The 26,604-nt window shown below is 65.6% G+C and carries 23 protein-coding genes; 10 read left to right on the top strand and 13 right to left on the bottom strand.

The window, feature by feature from the left end; all coding sequences use genetic code 11:
- Positions 1 to 10: 10 nt before the first annotated feature.
- The 3 genes from AABQ55_RS18855 (at position 11) to AABQ55_RS18845 (ending at position 4,419) form a co-directional block, all read left to right on the top strand.
- The gene (locus tag AABQ55_RS18855; RefSeq protein ID WP_244767066.1) at positions 11 to 1,312 is read left to right on the top strand and encodes a DUF6638 family protein; all 1,302 of its coding nucleotides are present in this window, start codon (positions 11 to 13) and stop codon (positions 1,310 to 1,312) included.
- Positions 1,305 to 2,453 (top strand): DUF2333 family protein, encoded by a 1,149-nt coding sequence (locus tag AABQ55_RS18850; protein ID WP_244767065.1) that lies wholly within the window; start codon positions 1,305 to 1,307, stop codon positions 2,451 to 2,453. Before AABQ55_RS18855 ends, AABQ55_RS18850 begins: the two co-directional genes overlap by 8 nt.
- Before the next feature lie 286 nt (positions 2,454 to 2,739).
- Positions 2,740 to 4,419: a formate--tetrahydrofolate ligase gene (locus AABQ55_RS18845; RefSeq protein ID WP_272806107.1), complete on the top strand. Its 1,680-nt coding sequence runs from the start codon at positions 2,740 to 2,742 to the stop codon at positions 4,417 to 4,419.
- Between the two features lie 229 nt (positions 4,420 to 4,648).
- Here the strand turns inward: AABQ55_RS18845 and AABQ55_RS18840 are convergent, their stop codons facing one another.
- The 3 genes from AABQ55_RS18840 to AABQ55_RS18830 form a co-directional block, all read right to left on the bottom strand.
- Positions 4,649 to 5,155, bottom strand: a complete 507-nt coding sequence (locus AABQ55_RS18840) for a DUF1993 domain-containing protein (protein ID WP_272806106.1) — start codon at positions 5,153 to 5,155, stop codon at positions 4,649 to 4,651.
- A gap of 106 nt (positions 5,156 to 5,261) precedes the next feature.
- Positions 5,262 to 5,861 carry an extensin-like domain-containing protein gene (locus AABQ55_RS18835; RefSeq protein ID WP_336314385.1) on the bottom strand — a complete coding sequence of 200 codons (600 nt, stop codon included), beginning with the start codon at positions 5,859 to 5,861 and terminating at the stop codon, positions 5,262 to 5,264.
- A gap of 322 nt (positions 5,862 to 6,183) precedes the next feature.
- Entirely contained in the window at positions 6,184 to 6,501 is a 318-nt protein-coding gene (locus AABQ55_RS18830; protein WP_244767062.1) for a hypothetical protein, read from the bottom strand.
- Between the two features lie 384 nt (positions 6,502 to 6,885).
- Between AABQ55_RS18830 and AABQ55_RS18825 the strand changes: the two genes are divergently transcribed.
- From AABQ55_RS18825 to queF, 3 genes are all read left to right on the top strand, one after another.
- The gene (locus tag AABQ55_RS18825; RefSeq protein ID WP_272806105.1) at positions 6,886 to 9,075 is read left to right on the top strand and encodes an anthranilate synthase; all 2,190 of its coding nucleotides are present in this window, start codon (positions 6,886 to 6,888) and stop codon (positions 9,073 to 9,075) included.
- 131 nt (positions 9,076 to 9,206) lie between these two features.
- Positions 9,207 to 10,127: a cation diffusion facilitator family transporter gene (locus AABQ55_RS18820; protein ID WP_272806104.1), complete on the top strand. Its 921-nt coding sequence runs from the start codon at positions 9,207 to 9,209 to the stop codon at positions 10,125 to 10,127.
- Positions 10,114 to 10,578, top strand: a complete 465-nt coding sequence (queF, locus tag AABQ55_RS18815; protein ID WP_272806103.1) for a preQ(1) synthase — start codon at positions 10,114 to 10,116, stop codon at positions 10,576 to 10,578. The genes AABQ55_RS18820 and queF overlap by 14 nt, the downstream gene beginning before the upstream one ends.
- A 30-nt stretch (positions 10,579 to 10,608) precedes the next feature.
- Here the strand turns inward: queF and AABQ55_RS18810 are convergent, their stop codons facing one another.
- Complete coding sequence (locus AABQ55_RS18810) at positions 10,609 to 11,187, bottom strand: HupE/UreJ family protein (protein WP_272806102.1); 579 nt, start codon at positions 11,185 to 11,187, stop codon at positions 10,609 to 10,611.
- 246 nt (positions 11,188 to 11,433) lie between these two features.
- On the opposite strand from AABQ55_RS18810, the gene AABQ55_RS18805 reads away from it, so the two are divergent.
- Entirely contained in the window at positions 11,434 to 12,012 is a 579-nt protein-coding gene (locus AABQ55_RS18805) for an ATP-dependent Clp protease proteolytic subunit (RefSeq protein ID WP_117366840.1), read from the top strand.
- A 473-nt stretch (positions 12,013 to 12,485) separates the two neighbouring features.
- Positions 12,486 to 14,195, top strand: a complete 1,710-nt coding sequence (leuA, locus tag AABQ55_RS18800; protein WP_272806101.1) for a 2-isopropylmalate synthase — start codon at positions 12,486 to 12,488, stop codon at positions 14,193 to 14,195.
- Between the two features lie 90 nt (positions 14,196 to 14,285).
- On the opposite strand, the gene AABQ55_RS18795 is transcribed toward leuA, so the two are convergent.
- The 4 genes from AABQ55_RS18795 to AABQ55_RS18780 all read right to left on the bottom strand — a co-directional run bounded on the left by AABQ55_RS18795 (position 14,286) and on the right by AABQ55_RS18780 (position 17,507).
- Complete coding sequence (locus AABQ55_RS18795; RefSeq protein ID WP_272806100.1) at positions 14,286 to 15,143, bottom strand: anti-sigma factor family protein; 858 nt, start codon at positions 15,141 to 15,143, stop codon at positions 14,286 to 14,288.
- Complete coding sequence (locus AABQ55_RS18790; RefSeq protein ID WP_024270476.1) at positions 15,143 to 15,661, bottom strand: RNA polymerase sigma factor; 519 nt, start codon at positions 15,659 to 15,661, stop codon at positions 15,143 to 15,145. The genes AABQ55_RS18795 and AABQ55_RS18790 overlap by 1 nt, the downstream gene beginning before the upstream one ends.
- A gap of 196 nt (positions 15,662 to 15,857) precedes the next feature.
- The gene (locus AABQ55_RS18785) at positions 15,858 to 16,475 is read right to left on the bottom strand and encodes a hypothetical protein (RefSeq protein ID WP_398431075.1); all 618 of its coding nucleotides are present in this window, start codon (positions 16,473 to 16,475) and stop codon (positions 15,858 to 15,860) included.
- A gap of 129 nt (positions 16,476 to 16,604) precedes the next feature.
- Complete coding sequence (locus AABQ55_RS18780; RefSeq protein ID WP_244767055.1) at positions 16,605 to 17,507, bottom strand: metallophosphoesterase family protein; 903 nt, start codon at positions 17,505 to 17,507, stop codon at positions 16,605 to 16,607.
- A gap of 110 nt (positions 17,508 to 17,617) precedes the next feature.
- Here AABQ55_RS18780 and AABQ55_RS18775 point away from each other — a divergent pair, with 110 nt between their 5' ends.
- Positions 17,618 to 18,115: an NUDIX domain-containing protein gene (locus AABQ55_RS18775; protein ID WP_272806099.1), complete on the top strand. Its 498-nt coding sequence runs from the start codon at positions 17,618 to 17,620 to the stop codon at positions 18,113 to 18,115.
- Positions 18,116 to 18,117: 2 nt separating this feature from the next.
- Here AABQ55_RS18775 and AABQ55_RS18770 read toward each other — a convergent pair whose 3' ends face one another.
- Entirely contained in the window at positions 18,118 to 19,104 is a 987-nt protein-coding gene (locus tag AABQ55_RS18770) for a glutathione S-transferase family protein (protein ID WP_272806098.1), read from the bottom strand.
- A 210-nt stretch (positions 19,105 to 19,314) separates the two neighbouring features.
- Between AABQ55_RS18770 and AABQ55_RS18765 the strand changes: the two genes are divergently transcribed.
- Entirely contained in the window at positions 19,315 to 19,917 is a 603-nt protein-coding gene (locus AABQ55_RS18765) for a GNAT family N-acetyltransferase (RefSeq protein WP_443021102.1), read from the top strand.
- A gap of 168 nt (positions 19,918 to 20,085) precedes the next feature.
- On the opposite strand, the gene AABQ55_RS18760 is transcribed toward AABQ55_RS18765, so the two are convergent.
- From AABQ55_RS18760 to AABQ55_RS18745, 4 genes are all read right to left on the bottom strand, one after another.
- Positions 20,086 to 20,619, bottom strand: coding sequence for a glyoxalase superfamily protein (locus AABQ55_RS18760; RefSeq protein WP_272806096.1), 534 nt, complete (start codon positions 20,617 to 20,619; stop codon positions 20,086 to 20,088).
- A 185-nt stretch (positions 20,620 to 20,804) separates the two neighbouring features.
- Positions 20,805 to 22,877, bottom strand: coding sequence for a hypothetical protein (locus AABQ55_RS18755; RefSeq protein WP_272806095.1), 2,073 nt, complete (start codon positions 22,875 to 22,877; stop codon positions 20,805 to 20,807).
- 1 nt (position 22,878) lies between these two features.
- Positions 22,879 to 25,686, bottom strand: a complete 2,808-nt coding sequence (locus AABQ55_RS18750; protein ID WP_272806094.1) for a DUF4159 domain-containing protein — start codon at positions 25,684 to 25,686, stop codon at positions 22,879 to 22,881.
- Positions 25,683 to 26,603, bottom strand: a complete 921-nt coding sequence (locus AABQ55_RS18745) for a DUF58 domain-containing protein (protein WP_244767048.1) — start codon at positions 26,601 to 26,603, stop codon at positions 25,683 to 25,685. The genes AABQ55_RS18750 and AABQ55_RS18745 overlap by 4 nt, the downstream gene beginning before the upstream one ends.
- Position 26,604 lies beyond the last annotated feature (1 nt).

Genomic DNA, 26,604 nt, shown 5'->3' with positions numbered 1-26,604 from the left:
TTCAAGACGCATGAAACGCCTCCTCGAAGCCGAATTGATCTATGGCCGGCTGCTGCCGGTCGATGAGCCGCATCTGGTGGAGCGCTACAACAAGGCGCTCGACGGGTTTGGCATGCGCCGTACGGCGCTTCCCAGCTTCCGCATCGACATGACGGGGTTTTCGCCGGAGATCGCCGACGAACTCGGCGATCGGGACTATCTCGATCCGAACCGCGTCAACCGTCGCTTCATCATCATGACGCCGGAGCAGGTGAACCTGCCGGTCGTGCATACAAGCTTTTCCAACACCGCGGCGCTGATGCACGAGTTCTTCTCGGCCAACGCCCGGGCGATCAACGCCATCACCATCCGCGATGCGCTCTATGGCGAGATCGAGGACTCCGTTTCCGTCGTCAACGACATCGACGACCTGCTCTCGATCAACGAGGTGCGCTTCAAGGTCCTGTCGGCCGAGGACATGCTCGGCAAGGCGGGGGAGCTGCGCGGCCTCGTCGACCGGCTGAAGACCGTGCCGAATGCCTGGGCGGACGATGCCATGCTCAACCGCATGGTGGAACTGGCGAAACAGACCGGCGACATCCGCCAGAACGCGCTGGTGCCCGACCAGCTCGTCTTCCGCCACGAGGCCTATTGGGCGAACCATTTCGGCGGCGTCTACGTCTTCCTCGACGACAAGACGACGACGGTCATCTGCGACCCGACCGTGCCGGGCTTCCGCCGTTCCCGGCCCTGGCAGGTGAGCTATATCGCGCTCGACGACCACAAGCGTATCTTCGATTTCCTGGCCTCCACGAAGCGGCTGGAACTGCCGCGCGCCTCCTGGGTGGAGCCGTCGGGCCTCTTCCAGCACCGGGCGGAGATGACGGTGGTCGGCCTCGTCAACCGGGGTGATCCGACCGCCGATCTCGAAAAGGCAGACCGCATCTGGCTGCAGACCTGGATGCATCGCAATGCCGAGCTCATGGCGCGCGACGGCACCTATCCCTTCCTGCAGGAGGCGATCCGAACGCTCGCATCGACGGGGGAGATCAAGATCGCCGAAGTGCCGCCGCAGCGGCGCTTCATGCTGGTGCGCGCAGCGCCGGAGCATCCGGACCAGTGGCTGGTCAACCGCCTGATTTCACAGATGGTTCCTTATGATTTCGTCTCCCGCTTCGTCTTCGACAAGCAGGGGTTCTACGCCGCCTACGAACACTACAGCGAAAAGTTCCGCGCCTATGTTGTGGCGACGTTGACGCGGACCTATCTGCAGGACAAGGCTGCCTTCCGCAGGAAACTTTTCGGCATCAGAGAGGACGACCCTAATGCTTGACCCGATCGTCGCGTTTTTCCAACGCATCTTCGCGGCCATCGGCCGGGGCATCGGCCTCGTGATCGCCTGGATCCTCTGGCCGTTCATGACGGTGACGAACTGGTATCGGGCGCGCGGCTGGATCATCAAGGGGCCGATCGGCATCGGCCTGCTCCTGCTTGTCGGCTTCTACGCCTATTTCATCTGGCAGACCCAGATGTGGACCGGCTTCAGCCCGGACTACGTGAACGCCTACAATCTCGCCCAGCGCAAGCAGGATGCCGGCAGCGCATCGGGCGGGCAGGCGACCACGCCGGCAGCGGGCGAGGTCGCCGAGCCGGAGCCGAAGACCTGCGTGCGCTCGGCCATCGTCGATGTGACGGCCGACCTCATCGACTACAACGTCAACCAGAATGCCTGGATTTCGTCCATGCTGCTCTACAAGCTCGGCCTTTTCGGGCTCGACTGGGACCGTACGCCCTGGTTCGACAACAAGGCCTCGTTCCAGCGCGGCATCAACCAGGCGGTCCGCCGCACGGCGGTCGAGCTCGTCGATTCGCTCGGCCGCGTACGCGGCACCTCTGGCATCAATGCCGACCTCCAGCGGGCCCGCGGCAATATCCAGTTCGATGAGGAGACCTGGTATTTCGGCTCGGATTCGCTGCTGCCGAAGACGCCGACGCCGACCTATTACCGCACGGCGATGGCGGACCTGCGCAAGTTCAACGCCGCGCTGGAATCCTGCGAGGCGATCTTCGACGGCCGTTCGGACAACCTGATCGAATTCCTCGACCGCATCGCCAACGACATCGGCTCGACCTCCGCGATCATTCGCGAACGGTCGGAGTTCCACAATGGCGGCTGGTTCGATACGCGTGCGGACGACCGCTACTGGTTCGCCTATGGCCAGCTCTACGGCTATTACGGCATCCTTTCGGCCGCCGGCGCGGATTTCGATGCGGTCATCAGGCTGCGTGGCATCGAGCCGCTCTGGACGGAAAGCATCAAGCAGCTGCGATCCGCCCTCAACATCCAGCCGGCGATCATCTCCAACGGCCGCGAGGACGGCTGGATCATGCCGACGCATCTTGCTACGATGGGCTTCTATGTCCTGCGCGTGCGGTCCAATCTCGTCGAGATGCGCGACGTGCTGGCGCGGTAGGGAGCGAATAGGGAGTTGCGAATAGCGAATAGGGGCGCGATCTCTTTCGCTATTCGCTATTCGCTATTCGCTATTCGCTATTCGCTATTCGCTATTCGCTATTCGCTATTCGCTATTCGCCGCAAATTTATCCCCCCATGTCGTTTCTGGTCTAGCAAGCGGCAAAACCCGGTGTGGCATTGCCCCCGGCTTCACGATGAAATGGCGCGGCAGATAATGAAGGAAGCACCGCCGTCAGGGGAGGAGACCCGGTTGCGGTAGCTGTGCCGAGAGGGAGCGACACCGCATGGCCGACGTGAAATCCGATATCGAAATTGCCCGCGCCGCCAAGAAAAGACCGATCCTGGAGATCGGTGAGAAGCTCGGCATTCCGCCCGAGCACCTGCTGCCCTACGGCCATGACAAGGCGAAGATCAGTGCCGAATTCATCGCCGCGCAGAAAGGCAGGAAGAACGGCAAGCTGATCCTCGTCACCGCGATCAACCCGACGCCGGCAGGCGAGGGCAAGACGACGACGACGGTCGGCCTCGGCGACGGCCTCAATCGCATCGGCAGGAAGGCGATCACCTGTATCCGCGAAGCCTCGCTCGGGCCCTGCTTCGGCGTGAAGGGCGGGGCGGCCGGCGGCGGCTATGCGCAGGTCGTGCCGATGGAGGACATGAACCTTCACTTCACCGGCGATTTCCACGCCATCACCTCGGCGCACAACCTGCTTTCCGCGCTTATCGACAATCATATCTACTGGGGCAACGAGCAGAACATCGACATCCGCCGCATCGCCTGGCGGCGCGTCATGGACATGAACGACCGCGCGCTGCGCCACATCGTCGCCTCGCTTGGCGGCGTCGCCAACGGCTATCCGCGCGAAACGGGTTTCGATATCACGGTCGCCTCGGAGGTCATGGCGATCCTCTGCCTTGCGACCGACCTGAAGGACCTCGAAAAGCGCCTCGGCAGCATCATCGTCGGCTATCGCCGCGACAAGTCGCCGGTCTTCGCCCGCGACATCAAGGCGGACGGCGCGATGACCGTGCTTTTGAAGGACGCCATGCAGCCGAACCTCGTGCAGACGCTGGAGAACAATCCCGCCTTCGTGCATGGCGGTCCCTTTGCCAACATCGCGCATGGCTGCAACTCGGTCGTCGCCACCACGACGGCGCTGAGGCTTGCCGACTATGTGGTGACGGAGGCCGGCTTCGGCGCCGATCTCGGTGCGGAGAAGTTCTTCGACATCAAGTGCCGCAAGGCCGGGCTCAAGCCGGATGCGGCGGTCATCGTCGCCACCGTGCGCGCCATGAAGATGAACGGCGGGGTGAAGAAGGACGATCTCGGCCGGGAGAATATCGACGCGGTCAAGAAGGGCTGCGCCAACCTCGGCCGCCATGTGCAGAACGTCAAGAAGTTCGGCGTGCCCGTCGTGGTCGCCATCAACCATTTCATTTCGGACACGGATGCGGAAATCCAGGCGGTGAAGGACTATGTCGCGACGCTCGGGGCCGAGGCGATCCTCTGCCGTCACTGGGCGCTCGGCTCGGCCGGCATCGAGGACCTGGCACGCAAGGTGGTGGAACTTGCCGAATCCGGCCTGTCGCAGTTCTCGCCGCTCTATCCGGACGAGATGCCGCTCTTCCAGAAGATCGAGACCATCGCCAAGGATATCTATCACGCCGGCGAGGTGATCGCGGACAAGTCGGTGCGCGACCAGCTGCGCATCTGGGAGGAGCAGGGCTACGGCAACCTGCCGGTCTGCATGGCCAAGACGCAATATTCCTTCTCGACCGATCCGAACCTGCGCGGCGCGCCCTCCGGCCATACGGTGCCGGTGCGCGAGGTGCGCCTCTCGGCCGGCGCCGGCTTCGTCGTCGTCATCACCGGCGAGATCATGACCATGCCCGGCCTGCCGAAGGTGCCGTCGTCGGAGAAGATCTTCCTCAACGAGGAGGGGTTCATCGAGGGGTTGTTCTGAGGCGAGGCAAGACCCTTTCGGGCGCTTGGTCGCTTCGTCGTATCGGGCCTTGGACACCCAAGCCGCGCCTTCTCCTTCGTCATCCTCGGGCTTGACCCGCGGATCCACCCGTCCAATCCAGGGCGTGCCGTGTGACATGGATCCTCGGGTCAAGCCCGAGGATGACGGTGGTGGTTGGGGGGAGGTTTTTAACAACGAGGTCCGAGGAACAGTACGCCGCTCGGCCCGTTCAGGTCCGGCCGAGATAATCCAGCTTGCCGACGGGAACGCCGTTGTGGCGCAGGATCGCGTAGGCGGTGGTCAGGTGGAAATAGAAGTTCGGCAGGGCGAAGGTGAGGAGATAGTCCTTGCCGGCATAGCTCGTCTCGCCGCCGCGCGTCTTCACCACGACGGTGCGTTCCGCCGCGCCCTTAAAGGCGGATTCCGGCACGGTGGCAAGATAGGACACGGTGTTCGCGATACGGACGCGCAGGTCGGCGAGCGTCGTCTCGTCGTCGGCAAAGCTTGGCGCCTCCGTGCCGGTCAGGCGGGCGGCCGCACCCTTGGCGGTGTCGCTCATGCGCTGGATCTGGCCGGCGAGCGGCAGCATGTCCGGCGCAAGGCGGGCGTTGACCAGGATCTCCGGCTTGATCTTCCTTTCCTCGGCGAAGGCCTCGGCCTTGTCGAGCAGCTTGGAAAGCACGGCGAAACCGCGCTGGAAGGCGGGGATGGAGAGGTCGTAGGGGGTGATGGACATGGCGGGAACCTTGTTGGGCGGGAATGGCGGATGGCCACAAATGGCCATGCCTGACATAGGCGCTGCCGCCCGGCCTTTTCAGGAGCGGGGCGAAATATAATCGCATCTACCAGCAATAGCGGTAGCCGCCGCGCCGCTCCTTCACGTCGAGATGCAGGTGGTTCTGGTGCGCGGCGTCGCTGCCGGGGTCGAGCACCGTGGTGAAGTAGAGGCACGCCGCCTCCGTGATCGCGCGCTGGAAGGCGCCTTCCAGCGTCGGCTCCTTGTCCGCCGGGCGGATCGTGACGGTCTTGCCGCTCTTCAGCGCAAAGCCGGCAATGTCGACGGCATTGCCGAAGGCATGCTCGGAAATCCTGCCCTCGTCCGCACCATTGCGGTTGCGGCAGACATAGGCCGAGGCCTGGGAGAGCACGGTGATGGCCTCGCCCGGCATGGCGGCCTCAAGGGACGGTTTCACCGATCCCTCCATCCAGCGGGCAAGCTGCAGCGCGGTCTCGCAGCGGATCGTCGCCGCGGGCTCGACCTTGATGCCGCCCGGCAGGCCCTCGAGCAGGACGGGCCTGTCGATGCCGCAGGCCTTGCCGTCGTCGACGGCGGGTGCCTCCTCGAAAAGGGCGCCGATGGCCTTCAGCGCCACCCGGCAGGCAGCCTCCTGCCCGTCGTCCTCCCGGGGGCGTTCCTTTGCTTTCTCCGCATCGTCCTTCATCTTCTGCCCGGATTCGATCGTTTCCGGCGGCGCCTTTCCGGCATCGTCGCCGGCCGTCTGCTCCGGCCGTGTGACGGGAAGTGGGCCTTCCTCCGGCAGGTCGGCAGCGCCGGCCAGGATGAGGGCGGCGGCGAAGAGGGCCAGGACAATCCCAGCGAAAATGCGCAGCGGTTTTGCATGAAAACCGGGAGCGGGCCTGTTTCCACGGGGCGAAGGAACGCGGAAGCGGTCTGGGCGAGGCAGCGTGGCGATGGTTCCGTCTCCCGGCTGACAAGATCAGCGAGGAAACGCCGGAAAACCGATTTGGTTGCCGGTTGAGCGGTCAGATGCCCGCGCCGTGGGTGATTTCCATTGCCGGCGGACAGCGGCCGGCGCAGTCGTTTATGATCGTGCGCACGCGCTGGATGAGATGGATGCTGTCGCCGCTGTCATTGTCCTCGATGATGTCGAGGAAGAAACGCACCATGGTGCAGGCTTCGGCGGCATCGCGCGGGTCGTGCCGATAGATGGTGTCGAAGGCGCGGGCGATCCTGCCGTCCAGTCCCTTGAACTCCGGCGTTTCATAATCCGCGATCGTTTCCGCGAGCAGGACCTGCATTTCGCGGAACTGTTCCACCATGATGGAGACCATGGGTTTCATGCCTTGATGTCGATGTCTGGGGCGCTGCCATTAGCATGCGCTCACAAAAGGAGCAAACTTCCGAACATGGCGAAAATTCGCCATATTGACAGATTGTTTCACCGTGCCGTTTCCTCGCGCAGCAAGCGCAACGGCCGGTGATGCGGAGGCGCAACATCCGGAAAGCGGTATCGGGGCGATCGCAATCGGTCTTGCGCACGCCCGCACTTCACGCTAACACTCCGCTCATGGAAAAGATGATCATCATCGCTGGCTGGTGGTGGGCTCGCTGAGGCGGCCTTGACCAGTCATGCGTGATTGAGACGACAAGCCGCCCGAAACCTTCGAGGCGGCTTTTTCTTTTGGGCCGTCTTGAGCGAAGCGGGCCTGAAACGGAGCTGGGGAATGGCCACGAAAATCCTGGAAGACGGCGCCGAAGCCTACGAGACGAAGGGCGGGGTGACCGTCACGCGCCGCCGCCGCGCCGCCGATTATGCGCATGCGATTTCCGCCTATGTCGACAAGCTCGACGAACGGCGCGGGGCGGTCTTCTCGTCGAACTACGAATATCCCGGCCGCTATACCCGTTGGGACACCGCCGTCGTCGATTCGCCGCTCGCCATTTCCTCCTTCGGCCGCGCCGTCTGGATCGAGGCCTATAATGCCCGCGGCACGGTGCTGCTTTCCCTCATCGCCGACCGCCTGGCGGACGTGCCGGAACTCGCGCTCGGCGCCCGCACGGAAAACCGTCTCGATCTCGAGGTGAAGCTGCCCGACCGGGTCTTCACCGAGGAAGAGCGCTCCAAGATGCCGACGGTCTTTACGGTGCTGCGCGCCGTCACCGACCTCTTTCATTCGGACCAGGATGCCAGCCTCGGCCTCTACGGCGCCTTCGGCTACGACCTTGCCTTCCAGTTCGATGCGATCGACCTGAAGCTGACGCGGCCGGACGACCAGCGCGACATGGTGCTGTTCCTGCCGGACGAGATCCTCGTCGTCGACCACTATGCCGCCAAGGCCTGGATCGACCGCTACGATTTCGCCAAGGACGGGCTTTCGACGGAGGGCAAGGGCGAGGCGATCGCGCCGGAGCCGTTCCAGACCGTCGACGTGATCCCGCCGCATGGCGACCATCGTCCCGGCGAATATGCCGAGCTGGTGGTCAAGGCCAAGGAGAGTTTTCGCCGCGGCGACCTCTTCGAGGTGGTGCCCGGCCAGAAGTTCTTCGAGCGCTGCGAGAGCAAGCCGTCGGAAATCTCCCGCCGCCTCAAGGCGATCAACCCGTCGCCCTATTCCTTCTTCATCAATCTCGGCAACCAAGAATATCTCGTCGGCGCCTCGCCGGAAATGTTCGTGCGCGTCTCCGGCCGGCGCATCGAGACCTGCCCGATCTCCGGCACGATCAAGCGGGGCGACGATCCGATCGCCGATTCGGAACAGATCCTGAAGCTGCTGAATTCCAAGAAGGACGAATCCGAGCTCACGATGTGCTCGGATGTCGACCGCAACGACAAGAGCCGCGTCTGCGAGCCGGGGTCGGTCAAGGTCATCGGCCGCCGGCAGATCGAGATGTATTCGCGCCTCATCCACACGGTCGACCATATCGAGGGGCGCCTGCGCGACGACATGGACGCCTTCGACGGCTTCCTCTCGCATGCCTGGGCCGTCACCGTCACCGGCGCGCCGAAACTCTGGGCGATGCGCTTCATCGAGGCGCATGAGAAGAGCCCGCGCGCATGGTATGGTGGGGCGATCGGCATGGTCGGCTTCAATGGCGACATGAACACGGGCCTCACGCTGCGCACCATCCGCATCAAGGACGGTATCGCGGAGGTGCGCGCCGGGGCGACGCTGCTCTATGATTCCAATCCGCAGGAAGAAGAAGCCGAAACAGAACTGAAGGCCTCCGCCATGATCGCAGCCATCCGCGACGCCAAGTCCGGCAACTCCGCCAAGGTGCAGCGCGACGTCGCGGCCGTGGGCGCGGGCGTGAACATCCTGCTCGTCGACCACGAGGACAGTTTCGTCCACACGCTCGCCAACTATTTCCGCCAGACGGGCGCGAATGTGACGACCGTGCGCACGCCGGTTCCCGAAGAGGTGTTCGACCGCATCAAGCCGGATCTCGTCGTGCTCTCGCCCGGCCCGGGCAGCCCGAAGGATTTCGACTGCAAGGCGACGATCAAGAAGGCGCGGGCGCGCAGCCTGCCGATCTTCGGCGTCTGCCTCGGCCTGCAGGCGCTCGCCGAGGCTTATGGCGGGGAACTGCGCCAGCTTGCCATTCCCATGCACGGCAAGCCTTCGCGCATCCGCGTGCTGGAGCCGGGCGTCGTCTTCTCCGGCCTTGGCCGCGAGGTGACGGTCGGGCGCTACCACTCGATCTTCGCCGACCCCGCCACGCTGCCGCGCGATTTCATCATCACGGCGGAGAGCGAGGACGGCACGATCATGGGCATCGAGCATGCCAGCGAGCCGGTCGCCGCCGTGCAGTTCCATCCCGAATCGATCATGACGCTCGGCCAGGACGCCGGCATACGGATGATCGAGAACGTGGTCGCCCACCTTTCCAAGAAAGCGAAGATAAAGGCCGCCTGAGGCTTTGACAAAACGGCCGAACTGGCCGATACCGACGCCAAGAGAAAACCGCGTGCACGTCCCCGTGCGCGCGGTTTTGCGTTGATGGACCAGGCTTTTTGCAACTCGGTTGCATGCGCATGGAGAATGGCATGGAAAATTCGGATCGGGTCAAGCGGCTGGCGCTCTGGGGCATTCCGCTCTCGCTTTTCGTGATGGGGCTGAAGCTCATCGCCTGGTGGGTGACGGGCTCCGTGGCGCTCCTCTCCGACGGGCTGGAATCGAGCGTCAACGTGGTCGCCGCCATCGTCGCCTTCGCGGCGATCACCTATGCGGCAAAACCCGCGGACAAGACGCATCCCTTCGGCCACCACAAGGCGGAATATCTCTCGGCGGTCCTGGAGGGCGTGCTGATCGTGGTCGCGGCGCTGCTGATCGTCGCGGAGGCGGCGCCGGCGGTGCTTGCGCCCGCGCCGATGGAGGCGCCGGCACTGGGTCTTGCCATCAACTTCCTTGCGGGCGTCATCAACGCGGCCTGGGCCTTCACGCTCATTCGCGCGGGAAAACGCTATCGCTCGCCGGCGCTGTCGGCGGATGGGCAGCATATCCTGTCGGATGTGGTCACGTCGGCGGGCGTGCTCGTCGGCCTCCTTCTCGCCATCGCCACCGGCTATGCGGTGCTCGATCCGCTGCTTGCGGTGCTCGTCGCGCTCAACATCCTCTACCAGGGCTGGAGGGTCATCGCCCATTCGGTCGATGGCCTGATGGATCATGCGGTCGAGCCGGAGGAGGCCGAGGCCATCCAGGCGGCGATCGCCGCGCATGGCGCGGGCTCCCTCGGCGTTCACGACCTGAAGACGCGCAGGGCAGGGGCGGCGACCTTCGTCGACTTCCATCTCGTCGTGCCGGCGCGAATGCCCGTGGGCGAGGCGCATGACATCTGCGACCGGCTCGAGGATGCCATCCGTGCCGTGCAGCCCGGCGCGCAGATCGCCATCCACGTCGAGCCGGAGACGGAAAAGGCGCATGGAATCAAGGTGAAGATCGAAGAGGTTCACAATGAGCAAGACTGACGTATCGGGACTGTCGCAGCTCGGCCAGGCGGTCGACCTGCCGTCCAACCCGGAGACTGCCGTTCTGGAGAAGGTGCCGAGCAACCATGGAGGCACGGATTTCGTCGTGCGCTTCACGGCGCCGGAATTTACCTCGCTCTGCCCGATGACCGGCCAGCCGGATTTCGCGCATATCGTCATCGACTACATCCCGGACGGCTGGCTGGTCGAATCGAAATCGCTGAAGCTCTACCTGCACTCCTTCCGCAACCACGGTGCCTTCCACGAGGACTGCACCATCGACATCGCCAAGCGGCTCGTCGGGCTGCTGGAGCCGAAATGGCTGCGCATCGGCGCCTACTGGTATCCGCGCGGCGGCATTCCGATCGATGTGTTCTGGCAGACGGGCGATGCACCGAAGGGCGTGTGGATCCCCGAGCAGGGCGTGCAGCCCTATCGCGGGCGGGGGTGAAGGCGGCGGTTCTTCCGCCGCCCCCGGATGTCAGCCGAAGGCGAGCACGAGGCCGGCGAGCGCCGTGACGGCCCCGAGGATGCGCGCCGCTGCGCCGCCGCCCGAAAGGCGCGCGATGCCGAGGCCAAGGCCGATGCCGGCGACGTGCAGCAGCGCCGTCGCGACGACGAAGCCGGCGCCGAATTCGAGGGCGCCGGCGCTGCCGAGCTCGCCGCCATGGGCATGGCCGTGGAAGAGCGCGAAGACGGCGACGATCGCGGCCGAGGCCGCCGTGTCGAGTTTCACCGCCATGGCCACGAGCAGGCCGAGGGCGACGACCGAGGCGAGGATCGCCGGCTCGACGAAGGGCAGATCGAAGCCCGCAAGCGCAAGGCCGAAGCCGATCGCCATGGTGGCGACGAAGGCGGCCGGCACACCCCAGAGCGCCTTGCCGCCGATCTGCGCCGCCCAGAGGCCGACGGCGACCATGACGAGGATATGGTCGAGGCCGAAGAGCGGATGCGAGAACCCGGCCATGAAGGAGCCGTGCTCGTCCGGATTGAGGTGGGCGAAGGCCGGTGCGGCCGTGGCGGCGAGCGCGGCCAGCGCCAGCGGGATGCGTCTGATCATGATGTCCCCTGTTCCGCCGGCCTTGGGGAGCAGCCGGCGCCTTTGTCGATAAGGCCGGCATCGTAGGAGCGGTGCCGGCGCCAAGTCCATACGCAAAGTGCGCAACGCGCCGGGCGCATTTACCCTGTTTTCCGGTGGCGCGGCGAGGCTCTATCGCCCCTTATCGGTTTTGTTGCATTGTCTTGGCCAGTGAGTCGCATTATCTGACAGCGACAGGACTATTGACGAGCAATCCGGAGACTTTGGATGAGCGACGAAGACGACAAGAAGACGGAACTGCCCCTGGGCAAGGAAACGGAGGCGAATCTTTTCAAGTCGCGTTCGATCTTCATCTACGGGCCGATCAACCAGGAACTGGCGCAGAAGGTCTGCTCGCAGCTCGTGGCGCTCGCCGCCGCCAGCGACGAGGACATCCGCATCTACGTGAATTCGCCGGGCGGCCATGTCGAATCGGGCGATTCGATCCACGACATGATCAAGTTCATCAAGCCGAAGGTCTGGATGATCGGCACGGGCTGGGTCGCCTCGGCCGGTGCGCTGATCTATGTCGCCGCGCCGAAGGAACAGCGCCTTTGCCTGCCGAACACCCGCTTCCTCCTGCACCAACCGTCGGGCGGCACCCGTGGCATGGCGTCGGACATCGAGATCCAGGCCCGCGAGATCATCAAGATGAACGAGCGCCTGAACAAGATCTTCGCCGACGCCACCGGCCAGCCGATCGAGAAGATCGCCAAGGACACGGACCGTGACTACTGGCTCTCGGCCGAGGAAGCCAAGGGCTACGGCCTCGTTTCGCGCATCGTGACCTCGCAGGCGGATATCTGAGGTTTTCCAGCCGCTTGCCCCACCCTCTCCGTCATCCTCGGGCCTGACCCGAGGATCCACAAGGCGGGTGTGGTGTGGATGCTCGGGTCAGGCCCGAGCATGACGAAAGAGAGGTTTGCGGACCTCGCAGAAAAGCGAAGCCCTCCCGTTGCGGAGGGCTTTTTCTTTGGAGGTGCTTGCGCTTTCTCCCGCCCGCCGGTATAGACGCCTCATGTTGAAGACCAGCGCACAGATCATCGAACGAGTTTCCCGCGGCAGCGCAGCTGTCCGCGAGCGTTCGCGCGGCTTCTCCTCGCTTCTTCTTCTCGGCCTTACGCGCGGTTGCCGGGTTCGCTGAGGAGCGCCCGGCGGCCGAAAAGCCCGTCCGGCGATAGCTCCTCGTTTCACCCCTACGCATGAATTCCGGTGCATTCGCCCTCGTTAGGCGCTATGACGCATTTCGCGAATGCCGGGACGACGAAGAGACGAAGACGATGATTTTGAAGACCCATTCCCCCAAGCAGGGCATGCCCGAGGCGCCCGTCAAGTACCAGGCCTATCCGACGATCAACATTGCGGACCGGACCTGGCCCAGCAAGACGATCACCAAGGCGCCGATCTGGTGTTCGGTGGACCTGCGCGACGGCAACCAGTCGCTGATCAACCCGATGGGCCACGACCGCAAGGCCCGCATGTTCCAGCTGCTGCTCGACATGGGGTTCAAGGAAATCGAGATCGGTTTTCCCTCCGCCTCGCAGACCGACTTCGACTTCGCCCGCTGGTGCGTCGAGGAGGGCAACGTGCCGCAGGACGTGTCCCTGCAGGTGCTGGTGCAGTGCCGGCCGGAGCTGATCACCCGCACCTTCGAGGCCCTGGAAGGTGCGCACAAGCCGATCATCCACTTCTATAACTCCACCAGCGAATTGCAGCGCCGCGTGGTGTTCGGCAAGGACGTCGCCGGCATCAAGCAGATCGCCACCGATGCCGCCAAGATGATCACCGACATGGCCGCCAAGGCCGGCGGCGGCTACCGTTTCGAATATTCGCCGGAGAGCTTCACCGGCACCGAGCTGGAAGTGGCGCTGGAGATCTGCAACGCGGTCGTCGAGATCGTCAGGCCGACGGCGGACAACAAGCTGATCCTCAACCTGCCGTCCACCGTCGAGATGGCGACGCCAAACATCTATGCCGACCAGATCGAATGGATGTGCCGCAACATCGACAACCGCGAGAACGTCATCATCTCGCTGCACCCGCACAATGACCGCGGCACCGGCATCGCCGCCACGGAACTGGCGCTGATGGCCGGCGCGGACCGCGTCGAGGGCACGCTGTTCGGCAATGGCGAGCGCACGGGCAATGTCGACGTCGTGACGCTGGCCTTGAACATGTACACGCAGGGCGTCGATCCCAAGCTCGACTGCTCCGACATCGAGCGCATCAAGGCGGTCTACGAATATTCCAACGAGATGGCCATTCCCGAGCGCCACCCCTATGTCGGCGAACTGGTCTATACCGCCTTCTCCGGCTCGCACCAGGACGCCATCAACAAGGGCATGAAGGCCATCAGGCAAGCCAACAAGCCGATCTGGGAAGTGCCCTACCTGCCGATCGACCCGCAGGACGTCGGCCGCTCCTACGAGGCGATCATCCGCATCAACTCGCAGTCCGGCAAGGGCGGCATCGCCTATATCCTGCAGGAGGACTACGGCATCAACCTGCCGCGGAGCCTCCAGGTGGAGTTCCGCGAGGAGATCCAGCGCATCACCGACGAAGAGGGCGTGGAGCTGCCGTCGAAGCGCATCCATGAAAGCTTCATGCAGCGCTACGTCACGCAGCCCGGAACGCGCCTGCGCTTCGTCGACCACCACACCTATCCGGACGACGCAGGCCAGAAGGGCACGCGCATCGTTGCCGCCGAGATCACCGATGGCGGCGAGATGAAGCGCATCGAAGGCAAGGGGACCGGTCCGATCGACGGCTTCATCAATGCCCTGTCGATCTATCTCGGCATCCCGATGTCGGTGGCGGACTATTCCGAGCACTCGCTCCAGCACGGCTCCAACGCGGCGGCCATCGCCTATGTGGAAGTCGAGCATCCGGGCGGCAAGCTGTTCGGCGTCGGCATCAACACGAACATCGTGACGGCCTCGCTCGAAGCCATCGTCTCGGCCGCCAACCGCGTGCTCGCCGTCCGCGGCTGAGCCGCGACGATCCCGGAACAGAAAAAGCCCGGCAGCGATGCTGTCGGGCTTTTGGGTGTCCGTGATCTGCGGCGCCTGTTGCGCGGATGCTCAGATCGTCGAGGAAACCGTCTCGGCGATGCGCTCGAGGGCCGGATCGGCAGAGGGGCCGACCACGACATAGGACGCGCTGCCCTTCTGCCAGGAGACGAGGCCGATATCGTTGCGCATGCTTTCGGCAAGGGCCGTGACGGTTTCGACCGGATCGCTCTGGACGAAACAGATGGCGAAGACCTCGTTCTGCGCATTGCGATAGAGAAGCTGGGCGGCCGGCTTGCCGCCGGCGACCAGCAGGCGCGCGCCCTCGAAGGTCAGGTTCTGGTCGGAAAGGTCGGGCAGCGTGAAGGGCACGCCCGTGCTGGCCGTCAGCCATTCGACGATATGCTCCTTCTCGCTTGCCGGCACTTCCACGAGATGGCGTGTCTGGCGGGCATAGATGCGATGGTAGTCGGCAATATCATCCAGCCAGGTGCGGGCAGGAGCGAACTGGTTGGAGGCGAGCCGGGACACGCCGTGCTGCCGTTCGCCGACGAGATAGCCGGCGGCGCCGCCGGCAAGGAACAATACGAGCGAGGCGGCGAGTGCCTTCGGCCAGAAGGCCGAGGGACGGCGCGGGGCGGCAGCGGCGACCGGAATGGCGGCGAAACCTGCCGGCGACGGCTCGTCGTCCTTCTTGCCGGCCTCCTTGATGTTGCGTACCAGATCGAGCGGGATCGGCTCCTGCAGCAGCTTGTCGAAGGCGCGGGCGCCGAACTCGCTGCCGAGCTTCAGCTTCTCGAAGACCATGCGCGCATCGTCGTTCTCGGCGAGGATCGCGTTGATCTCGTCCATTTCCGCTTCCGGCAGCTGGCCGTCGAGATAGGCCGACAGGCGGACTTCGAGCGGAAGACCCTGTGTGCTCTCCACCATCAGGCCCTCCTTTCCATCTGTTCGGAGATCATGGCCGCAAGGCGGATGCGGGCGGCCGAGAGCCGGCTCATCACGGTGCCGATCGGTATGCCCAGAATATCCGCCGCCTCCCGATAGCTGTGGCCTTCGACATTGACGAGGAGAAAGACGCTCGAAAGACCTTCCGGCATGGTCATGATCAACTTGTGCAACTGCTTGGCATAGACCGCCTTGTCGGCTGACGCTTCGATATGCAGGCTATCCTGCTCGGCGACATCTACCGTGCCGGACCCTGTGCGGACCTTTCGCTTGCGGATCTCGTCCACCCAGAGATTGCGCGTCATGGCATAAACCCAGCTTTCCAGCCGGCCTTCCCCGTTCCACAGATGGCTCCGCGTGATGGCCCTTTCGCATGCCTCCTGTACGAGGTCGTCGGCATCGCTGCCGTTGCGCGTCAGCGTCATGGCGAAACGGCGCAACTTTGGCAGCAAATTGACCAGTTCTCGCCGGAACTCATTCGATTCTGCCGTCGGACGCATTGCTTTTCCAAGGAAACGTTCGGGATCAAAACTCTATTCGCTGCCGGGCGGGCGGCGACCGTCTGATATGAAACATTCTTCCTAGTGTCTGCAAGCATGAACGGCATCCGGGAGCGCAGTTTCCCGCGTTCCCTCCAAGATTGATCCCCTGTTGGCCCGCGCCGTGCCGTTTTGGCACGGCGTCGCCAACCATGTGTCAGTAAGTGGTGCGCTCGCCGCCGAGCGACTGAAGCAGCGCACGGTAGGCCCAGGTATTCTCGCCGCCGCGGTCGCGGATCTCGACGAGCTGGACGCGGGCGCCTTCGACATCGCCCTGTTCGAGCAGGGCCTGGCCCATATAGGAGCGGGCGAGGATGTAGTTCTCGTCCTTCTGCAGCGCCCGCTCGTAGTAGGTCATGCCCAGCGCCATGTCGCCGAGCTTGCGGGTGTTGTAGCCCATATAGTTGAGGATGCGCGGGTCCTCCTGGTCATAGGCCGCGCGCAGCGCCCGCAGCGCGTTCTCATGCTGGCCCGCATAGGCGAATTCGCGCGCCGCCTCGTAGAGCTTGTCGTCGATCGTGCGCTCGGTCTTCTTCTGTTCTTCCTCCTTGGCCTCGTCCTCGGGCGCCGTGCCCTCGGCCGGCTTCAGGTCCTCCGGCGCGACGCATTCCTTCTTCTCGTCGTTCCAGATCTTGCCGTCGGTGCAGGTCGTCGTCGTCTCGGTCGCGACCGGTGGCGTCGTCGTGTCGGAATCGGCGGCACGCGCGGCCGAAAGCGCCGTCAGCGAGACGGCGGCGCAGAATGAAAGCAGCATGGTGTGGCGGAGCATGGTCATGGGTTCCCTCTCGATCGTTCGCCTGCCTGGCGCTGGCCGTCCGGGAGCGGGCCGGCCCTCTGGTGACCCTGGAGGGCGGGCCGCTCTAAGAAGATGATACGGGCGAAGGAGGGGTTTTATTCGCGCTTTTCAGAACCGCGTGGTTTCCGCGAGAGACAGGGCCAGGCCGTCCTGCGTCAGGGCGTATCGCTCGCGCATCACGTTCCAGTTCCCCGGCGCGCCGGAGATCGAGAACAGGTTGTAGCCGGCGGGCGGCTTGTGGCCGCCCGGCCCCTGCGAGGCGGAGGCGATGCCGACGACCGGGATCTGCTTTGCCTGTCCGGGCAGCCAGTGCACGGTGTTGAGGTGGGTGTGGCCGTGCAGCACGAGATCCGCCCCGCCGGTCGAGACGGTCGCGGCGAAGCGGCGGATGCCGATCATGCGCTTGTGGAACGAGGTCGCGCCGCGAATCGGCGGATGATGGATCAGCACGACGCGGAAGAGGCCGGCCTCCTCGGCTGCCCGCAGGAGATTGACGGTCTCGCGGGCCTGGCGGCTGCCGAAATAGCCGGATGCGGCAAAGGGCGGCGTCGCGACCGCCGTCGAGCAGCCGATGATCGCCACCTGGTCGCGCACCCGCATATAGGGAAAGACGTGGAAGTCGTCATGCCATTCGGCCGGCCCGTTGTCGCCGCGCATGTAGGGATACCAGGCCCTGGTCGATTTTTCGTAGGCGCCCGGCACATAGGCGTCGTGGTTGCCCGGAACCACCGAGACGTTTTCCGGCGTGCCCGCCTCTGCCAGCCAGTGCTTGACGGCCGCGATTTCCAGCGAAGAGGCGAGGTTCACGAGGTCACCGGTGATCGCCAGATGATCCGGATCGCGCCGCTCGATATCGTCGAGCACGATGTCCAGCGTGTTGGCGAAGAGGTGCCGGCGGCGGTTGCGATGCCAGTTGACGAAGCCGGTGATGCGTTTGGAAAAAAGCTCCAGGAAGGTGAGGGCGGGGAGCGGGCCGAGATGGACGTCCGATATATGGGCAAGTCTGAACATATCCTTCCTTAGAGCATAAGATGCGCAAGGGGAACGCAAGGCGTGGATATTCCCTGGGCTTTGGCGCGGTGAGACTTGATTTGGCCGAACGCTTCCGGCGAAGTGCCGCCATGGACCAGCACAAGCCCGCCGCCCCGCCGACCCGCAGCCGCCTCACGCGGCTCGCGACGCGCGTGCTGCACGGCTATTTCGCGCTTTCGCGCGGCATGACGATGGGCGTGCGCGCCGCCTGTTTCGACGAGGCCGGCCGCCTCTTCCTCGTGCGCCACAGCTACGTGCCCGGCTGGCACCTGCCGGGCGGCGGCATCGAGCGCGGCGAGACGGCGCTGGAGGCGCTGGCCAAGGAGATGCGGGAGGAGGGTAACCTCGTCCTGGGGGCGCCGCCGCGGCTCCTGCACGTCTATTTCAACCGGCAGACCAGCAGGCGCGACCATGTCCTCCTCTATCGCTGCGAGGGCGTCACCCAGTCGGCGCCGCGCCTGAAGGACCGGGAGATCGTCGAGGCCGGCTTCTTCGCGCTCGACGCGCTGCCGGCCGACACGACCGCCGCCACCCGAAGGCGGCTGGAGGAGCTTGCCGGCCGGGCACCGTTTTCGGACGTCTGGTAGGTTCAGGCCGCTTTCAGCCGATCCCGGCCATGCGGCACGGTCAGGTCGAGCTCCGGGCCGACCGGCACGATGCCCGTCGGGTTGATGGTCGTGTGGCTGCGGTAATAATGCTCCTTGATGTGGCGCATGTTCACCGTGCCGGCGACGCCCGGCACCTGGTACAGGTCGCGCAGGTAGCCGGAAAGGTTCGGATAGTCGGCGATGCGGCGGATATTGCACTTGAAGTGGCCGACATAGACCGGATCGAAACGCACCAGCGTGGTGAAGAGCCGCCAGTCGGCCTCCGTCAGGCGGCCGCCGGTGAGATAGCGCCTCTTCGAAAGCCGTTCTTCGAGCTGGTCCAGCATCTCGAAGAGCCTTTGCACGGCGGCCTCGTAGGCCTCCTGCGTCGTCGCGAAGCCGGCCTTGTAGACGCCGTTGTTGACGCTGTCGTAGATCGCCTCGTTGAGGGCGTCGATCTCGGCGCGCAGCGGCTCGGGATAGTAGTCGTCGCGCGAGCCGGTGAGGCCGTCGAAGGCGGAATTGAACATGCGGATGATCTCGGCCGATTCGTTCGAGACCAGCCGGTTCTGCTTCTTGTCCCACAGGACGGGCACGGTGACGCGGCCGGAATAGTGCGGATCGGCCTTCTGGTAGATTTCGTGGAGCGCGGCGGCGCCGAACAGCGGATCGAGCGTGCCGCCGTTCTCGCCCTTGAATTCCCAGCCCTTCGACAGCATCAGCGGATCGACGACGGAGACGGTGATCAGGTCCTCCAGCCTCTTCAGCCTGCGGAAGATCAGCGTGCGATGCGCCCAGGGACAGGCATAGGAGACATAGAGGTGGTAGCGCCCCGCCTCCGCGGCAAAGCCGCCTTCGCCCGAAGGCCCCGGGGCGCCATCCGGCGTGATCCAGTTGCGGAACTGCGAGGCGGCGCGCTTGAAATGGCCCTTCGTCGATTTCGTGTCATACCAGACGTCATGCCAGACGCCGTCCACGAGCATGCCCATGATGGTCTCCTTCTGCGGCCTTCGCGGCCAAAACGTACGGCCATAGTGAGCGTATGGGCCGGACGTGGATAGGTGCATTTTGATGAACAGTGCGTTTTGCTCTTTGACAGACACGAAATTTCTGCTATCCGCGCAGACCAGCACCGGCGCTCACGCTGGCAGGGAAGACGAAACGCGCATGTTCTACACCGGAACCCCACGACGACGCTGATGCTCCTGCTGCGCCCCCTGGCGGCGGCGCGATCCCCCGCATCCCTCGTTTCGTCTCCGGTTCCCCGATCCATGAACATGCTCAAGCACGACCTCGTCTACCTGACGGAAGATGCCTCCCACGACGCGGCCATCGAACATATCAACGAAGAAGCCTTCGGCCCCGGCCGGCATGTCCGCGCGGCTGCGCGCATCCGCGAGCAGGGGCCGCACGACCTGTCGCTGTCCTTCATCTGTACCGATGACGGCGAGACGATCGCCTCGGTGCGCATGACGCCGGTCCTGGCGGGCGGCGTGAAGGGACATCTTCTCGGCCCGCTCGCCGTCAGGCCCTCGCACAAGAACCGGGGCATCGGCCGGGAGCTCCTGCGCATCGCCTGCGCCGCCGCAAAACGCAAGGGCTCGGAAGCCGTCGTGCTCGTCGGCGATCCGCCCTATTACGGCCCGCTCGGCTTCGAGAAGGTCGCCTGGAACGCGCTGACCTTTCCCGGCCCCGTCGATCCCGCCCGCGTGCTGGTCATGCCCTTTGCGGTCGATACGCATGAGCGGCTGAAGGGGGTGATTGCGTGGCGGTGTGACGAGGGGACTGCTGCCGGCATTTAAGAAGCGCCCCTCATCCGGCTGCCGGCACCTTCTCCCCGCAAGCGGGGAGAAGGAGAGGCTTGGCAACGTCTCCTGTCCATCGAGCTACCCTTTTCAGGAAAGCGGCGCGGCATTTTCCTTCTCCCCGCTTGCGGGGAGAAGGTGCCGGCAGTCGGATGAGGGGCTTTCTCAGTCCTTCAACTCCATGAAGCGGATGTGGTTGTTGAACGGGTCCGTCACCGTCACCTCCAACCGCGAACCCTCGTCCTCCAGCCCCGGCTTCATGTAGCGGTAGTCCTTGCCGATCAGTTCCTTCTGGAAGGCGCGGATGCCCTTCATGTAGACGACCATGTTGCCGCCGGGCGTCGCATCGCCCGCATGTTCGGAAAGGTGCAGCCTGAGGCCGCCGCGCGAGACCTGCGTATAGAGCGGAAAGTTCTCGCCGTAGCGATGCTCCCAATCGACGGTAAAGCCGAGGAAGCCGAGATAGAATTCGTGCGCCTTCGGCACATCGAAGATGCGCACGATCGGCACCGCCTGCTCGAATTCGATACCGTTCGCCGGCTTGGCCTCGATCCTGGCGGACAGGATATTCCATGTCTCGACGCCGAACTGGCGGGCGACGATTTCGAGGGCTTCGCTGTGGGTGATCTCGATGGTGCGGGCGGCGAGCGCCTCTCGCAGGGTTTTCGCCATGGTTTTTGCGTCGCGAAAATCGCGCATGTCCGTTCCTCGTCTCAAGGCGAAGTCTTCGTCAGTGCCCGCATTGCCGACGCCTTCGCCAACGATGAACGGTGGTGAAAGGTTTTCAGGGAGGCGTTCGCCATGCCTTGAAAAGGCGCGGGTCTGCCGGCCGCCTCCGGCCGTGCGGGCAGACTAGCCGAACGGCGGGCGCGACGCCAGAGGGACTATCGCCCTTCGCGATACCACATGGCCGAGAAGGCGAGCAGCAGGAGGCCGACGCCGGCGAAACCGGCGAAGAGCGGCAGCGAGTTGATGCCCTTCAGCACCGTCTCGTCCGTCATGCGCAGCGACAGGCGGTTCTCGTCGACCGTGCGCACCTGGCCCGACACCGGCAGCAGAGGCGGCAGGGAAACCGTCTCGCCTTCCGCATCGACCAGCCGGCGCACCGTGCCCTTGGTGGCGTCGGCGAGCGGCTTCAGGCTCTCGGTGGTCGAGATCGTCGCCTTGAATTCCGGCGCGTCGACCGCGCCGACATGCACCAGAGCGGAGAGATCGTCGTTGGTGATCTCGTAGAGGCCGGTCTCCGCCGTCGGCACCTCGGCGCGGTAGAGGCCGGGCTCGGCCTCGCTCAGCGTCACCTGCTGCGTCGCGCCGGAGGGCAGCTTCAGCGTCGCCTCGCCGGGTGCGTCGCCGATCGTCTGGCGGTTGATCTGGAGCGTGCGGCCGAAGGTGCGCGCGGTCAGCGCCTCCTCTTCCAGCGCCGGCTCCTGCATCAGCCAGTGGGCGGTGCGCCGGTAGAGCGAGACATGCGGGCCGCCGCCCTCGAAGCCGCGCGCCCAGAGCCAGCCCTGGTCGGAAAGCAGCATGGCGACGCGGCCCTTGCCGGCGCGGTTCAGCACGAGGAGCGGCTTGCCGTCATTGGCCTCCATCACGACATTGCCGTCCGGGCGCTGCACGTCGACGGTGCGGAACCAGCGGCCCCAATGGGGCGGCTCCTCGTTCGCGCCTTCGAGGCCTCGGGTGACGGGGTGCTTCTTGCCCTCGTCCGAAAGGCGGGGATAGAAGGCGGCTTCGTTCATCGCGCCGGTCGGGTTTGCCGGCAGCACGACGGAGAGCGGCGTGCCGGCGATGGAATCGTTGCCGGCATGTTCCGGTCCCGCGGCGATCAGCAGCGCGCCGCCGTTTTCGACATATTGCGCGATGTTGTCGTAATAGAGGATCGGCAGCACGCCGCGGTGCTGGTAGCGGTCGAAGATTATGAGGTCGAACTCGTTGATCTTGTCGACGAACAGTTCGCGCGTCGGGAAGGCGATCAGCGAGAGTTCGTTGATCGGCGTGCCATCCTGCTTTTCCGGCGGGCGCAGGATGGTGAAGTGCACGAGGTCGATGGCGGTGTCGGACTTCAAAAGGTTGCGCCAGGCGCGCTCGCCGGCATGCGGCTCGCCGGAGACCAGCAGCACGCGCAGGTTCTCGCGGATACCCTCGATGACATGGACGGCGCGGTTGTTCGCCGTGGTGATCTCGCCTTCGACCGGCTCGACCTCGAATTCCAGGATGTTGTTGCCGCCGCGCGGCACGGTGAAGCGGAGCGGCTGCTCGGTGCCCGGCTGCGCGATTTCCGAGGCGATCTCGTTGCCGTTGAGGCGCACGGTCACGCGGGCGGTGTCGCCGGGCCCGGCGCCGTCGTCCACCACACGGAATTTCAGCTCCTGCGGCTCGCCGACGATGCCGAAGCGCGGCGCGCTGACGATCTCGATGCGGCGGTCGAACTCGTCCGGCCGGCCGGTGACGAGCGCGTGCACCGGCGCCTCGAAGCTGGAGAAGGCGGAAGCCTCCGGAATGTCATGCACCTGGCCGTCGGTGAGGAGGATCGCGCCGCCGACGCGCGAGCGCGGCACATCGGCGATCGCCGCGTTGAGGGCGTCGAAGAGACGGGTGGAGGGCGTGTCCGACGTGCCGTCGTCGCCCGCTTCGACGATGCGCGGCTCGATGCGGGGATAGCGGGCGAAGCGTTCTTTTAGGCCTTCCAGTGCGGCGTTGGTCTGGGCGGTGCGCTGCTCGTTGTCCTGGCTCTGGCTGCGGTCGACGATGACGGGCACGACGGTCGACAGCGCCTCGCGGTCCTCCTGCAGGAAGACCGGATTGGCGAGCGCGAAGACCAGGAGGGCGAGCGCCAGCGCGCGGATGACGGCGCCGCGCAGGCCGCGCCAGAAGCCGAGGGCGGCAAGCGCAAGGCCGACAAGGCCGATCGCGGCTATGGCGAGCCAGGGCAGGAAGGGGGAGAATTGCAGGGTCATGTCACTGCCCCAGCCGTTCGAGGAGGGCGGGTACGTGCACCTGGTCCGCCTTGTAGTTGCCGGTGAGCATGTACATCATGATGTTGACGCCGGCGCGGAAGGCGTGGTCGCGCTGGATCTCGTCCGGCGGCACGGTCGGCAGCAGCGCCATGCCGTTGGCGTCGACCGCCCAGGCGCCGGCGAAATCGTTGCCGGTGATCATGATCGGCGAGACGCCGTCGCCCGCGCGGGCCGGGCGGCTCGGGTCCTCGGCACGATCCAGCTCCGCCTCGATCCAGAGCGGGCTTCCGGCATAGCGGCCGGGGAAATTCGCGAGCAGGTAGAAGGCCTTGGTCAGGACGTGATCGGTGGGCACGGGCTCGAGCGGGGGAATGTCGAGGCTGGCGAGGATCGCCTGGAGGCGTTCGGTGTTCGGGCTCGTCGAACTGCCGTCGAGCGAGACGAACTGGTCGCGCGTGTCGAAGAGCACCGTACCGCCATTGCGCATATAGGCGTCGATGCGGCTGATCGCGGCGCTGGAGGGCATTTCGGCGCTGGCGCTCACCGGCCAGTAGATGATCGGGTAGAGCGACAGCTCGTCCCTGGAGATGTCGATGCCGACCGGCTCGCCAGGCTCCAGCGTGGTGCGGTAGGTGAGGAATTCCGTGAGGCCGGCTAGGCCGCGCTCGGAAATGCGGTCCACCTCGCCCTCGCCGGTGACGACATAGGCAAGATGCGTGGTGTCGAGCCGCGACAGGATATTTTCGTCGCCCGGTTTTGCGTCATCCGCCCGGCTTTCGAACGGCAGCGCCGCCAGCGCGCCGGCCATGAGGGCCAGCAGCAGGGCGGCGGTGGCGCCGCGCTTCGGCACGCTTCGGGCAGCGGCGGCGAAGGCCCCGCCCATGAAGAGCACAATGGCGCAGTCGGCGAGCAGCAAGAGGGCGGCAAGCGTGAAGAGGTGCGGTTTCAGCGACCAGGTCTCCTTGCCGGCGAGCGGCTCGCGGACGGCGGCGCCTTCGGCGACGGCGAGCGGGCGGATTTCGTGACCCGGCGGGAAGAGGTTGTGGGCGACATAGCCGTCCTCCGTGCCGTAGAGGCCGGGCGGGTTGTCGAAGCTGGCGATCGCCCTCGTGGCGTTGCCGGCGGCAAGGGGTTTGGCCTCGCCGGTGGCGGCGGCGAGCGTGCCGTTCGCCGTCATCAGCCGGTAGGGCGGCAGGCCCTGCGTCTCGGCGCCGTTGCCGGTGGAGACGCCGCCGCCGCGCGAAAGCTGCACGGTGCGGCGGAGCATTTCGACGAAATCGCCGGAGAGCGGCAGGTTGGACCAGCCGGTTTCCGCGCTGACATGGAAGAGCACGAGGCGGCCGGAGCCGAGCGGGCCGGTCGTCACCAGCGGCGTGCCGTCGGCAAGGCTCGCCCAGGTCCGCTCGGCAAGGTCCGGCGTCGGCTCGGCGAGCACCTGGCGCTTGACAAGGATGCCTTCCGGCGCGCGCATGCCGGCAAAGGGGCTGTTCGCCGGATAGGCGGAGAGCGGCTGCGGCTCGGACCACGAAAGAGCGCCGCCGAGCGCGCGTTCGCCCTTGCGCAGCATGACCGGCACGAGCGGATCGTCCGCCGGAGCGGCGGCAAGGCGCGGGCCGGCAAAGCGGATCAGCATGCCGCCGGCCTCGATCCAGCGCTGAACTTCGGCCTGTACGTCCTCCGGCAGGCGGCCGATATCGGCCATGATCAGCACGGAGGGGTTCTGTTCCAGCAGTTCGGGGATGGCGACGGAGAGGTCGGCGACGCTCGGCTCGATCAGGTCGGCATAGGGGGCGAGCGCGCGGTTGATGTAGTGCAGCGGCGAGAGCAGCGGCTGGCTGGCATCCACCACCTCGCCGGAGAGGAAGGCGACGCGGCGGCGGCGGAAGCCGTCGTCGAGCAGATACGTGCCGCCGGCATTGGCGAGGCCGTCGATGGTGATGCGGGCGAAATCGTTGCGCAGCTCGAAAGGCGCGGTGATCGTGCCGGTCGTCGTGGTGCTGCCTGCGGCGAAATCGGCGGTGCCCGTCGCGATGGGACGGCCGCGCGAATCGTGCGCCGTCAGCGGCAGGCTGCGCGCCGGGCCGCCGTCGAGGCGGCTGAGGGTGACGGACAGCGCGTCGGCGCCGTTGCTGGCCGCGGTGATGGCGACGGCGGGGGCGCCGTCGCCGGCGATCAGGCGGAAATCGGCCGGTGAAAGTGCTTGCAGCGCGGAGATCGTCTCGTCCGTCTCGCCGCCCGCCATGCCGTCGCTGATGAAGGCGAGGGTGCCCGGCGCGGTTCCGTCGAGCGCGGTGCGCAGCGAAGCGACGGCCGACGCGCGGTCGGCCGGGAGCGGGCGGACTTCGGCGGCGGCGAGGCGGTTGCGCGCCGTCGCGGCATCGACCGGCACGGCGTCGTGCTGGCGGTCGGCGGTCAGCACCAATGAGATTGGCACGTCGCGGCTTTCCGCGTCGTCGATCAGCGTCGAGGCCGTGTCGATGCGCTGCTGCCAGTCGGTGGCCGAGGCCCAGCTGTTGTCGATGACGAGGGCGAGGGGGCCGCTGCTTGCCAGCGTATTGGTGCGCGGGTTGAAGACCGGGTCGGCGATGGCGAAGATGATCGCGGCGGCCATCAGCATGCGCAGCAGCGTCAGCCACCAGGGGCTTTGCGCCGGCGTCTCCTCGCGCTTCATGATCGAGGCGAGGATGGCGAAGGGCGGGAAGACTTCGGTCAGCGGCTTTGGCGGCGTCAGGCGCAGCAGCCACCAGATGACCGGCAGCAGCACCAGCGCGGTGAGGACGGCGGGAAAGGCGAAGGCAAAGGCGCTCATCGGCCGCGGCCCTCCGTCCTCATCGCCGGCATGCCGGAGAGATACATGTGCACGGCGACCAGCGCCTCGGAGGCGAGGCGGTCGGTGCGGTGGGGCACGAAGCTCCAGCCAAGATGGCGCAGATTGTCGGCCAGCGTCTCGCGCCGCGCGACATAGGCGCGGGCATAGTCGTCCTTCAGCGTCTCGGCGCGGCCGGCGGTGAGCTTCTGGCCGCTTTCGGGATCGGTGAACTCGGTGCGGCCGACATAGGGGAAGGTCTCTTCCGCCGGGTCGGCGATCTCGACGACATGGCCTCTGAGACCCCGGCGGGCGAGGGGGGCGAGGCGTTGCATGACATCCTCGACGGGATCGAGGAAGTCGCCGATCAGCACGATATCGCTGTTGCCGCGGATCATGCTCGTCTCCGGCAGACCGCCGGTCATGCCGGCGTGCATCAGCGCGGTGGCGAGGCGTTCGGCGGCGTTACGCGCGGCGATCGGCTCCATGATGCCGGGGCAGCCGATGCGCTCGCCGGAGCGGGCGAGGATTTCGGCGAGCGCCAGCATGAGCACGAGCGCGCGGCTTTCCTTCGAGACGCTGCCGAAGGTCGATTTGTACATCATCGACGGAGAAAGATCGGCCCAGACCCAGACGGTGTGCGCGGCTTCCCATTCGCGGTCGCGCACATAGGTATGGTCGTCGCGGGCCGAGCGCCGCCAGTCGATGCGCGACAGGCTCTCGCCGTCGACATAGGGGCGGAACTGCCAGAAGTTCTCGCCGATGCCGCGCTTGCGGCGACCGTGCCAGCCGGCGATCACGGTGTTGGCGAGGCGCTGGGCCTCCACCATGCAATCGGGGATGAGAGCGGCGCGGGCCTGCGCCCGCGAAAGAACCTCGCGGGTCGGGGTCGGTTGGACGATCTGGCCGACGGTCGCCATG

Origin of the sequence: Shinella sp. WSD5-1, assembly GCF_963942435.1 — a bacterium.
Taxonomy (GTDB): Bacteria; Pseudomonadota; Alphaproteobacteria; order Rhizobiales; family Rhizobiaceae; genus Shinella; species Shinella yambaruensis.
Note: the sequence above shows the minus strand (reverse complement) of the source record. Positions and strands in the feature narration are given on the sequence as shown.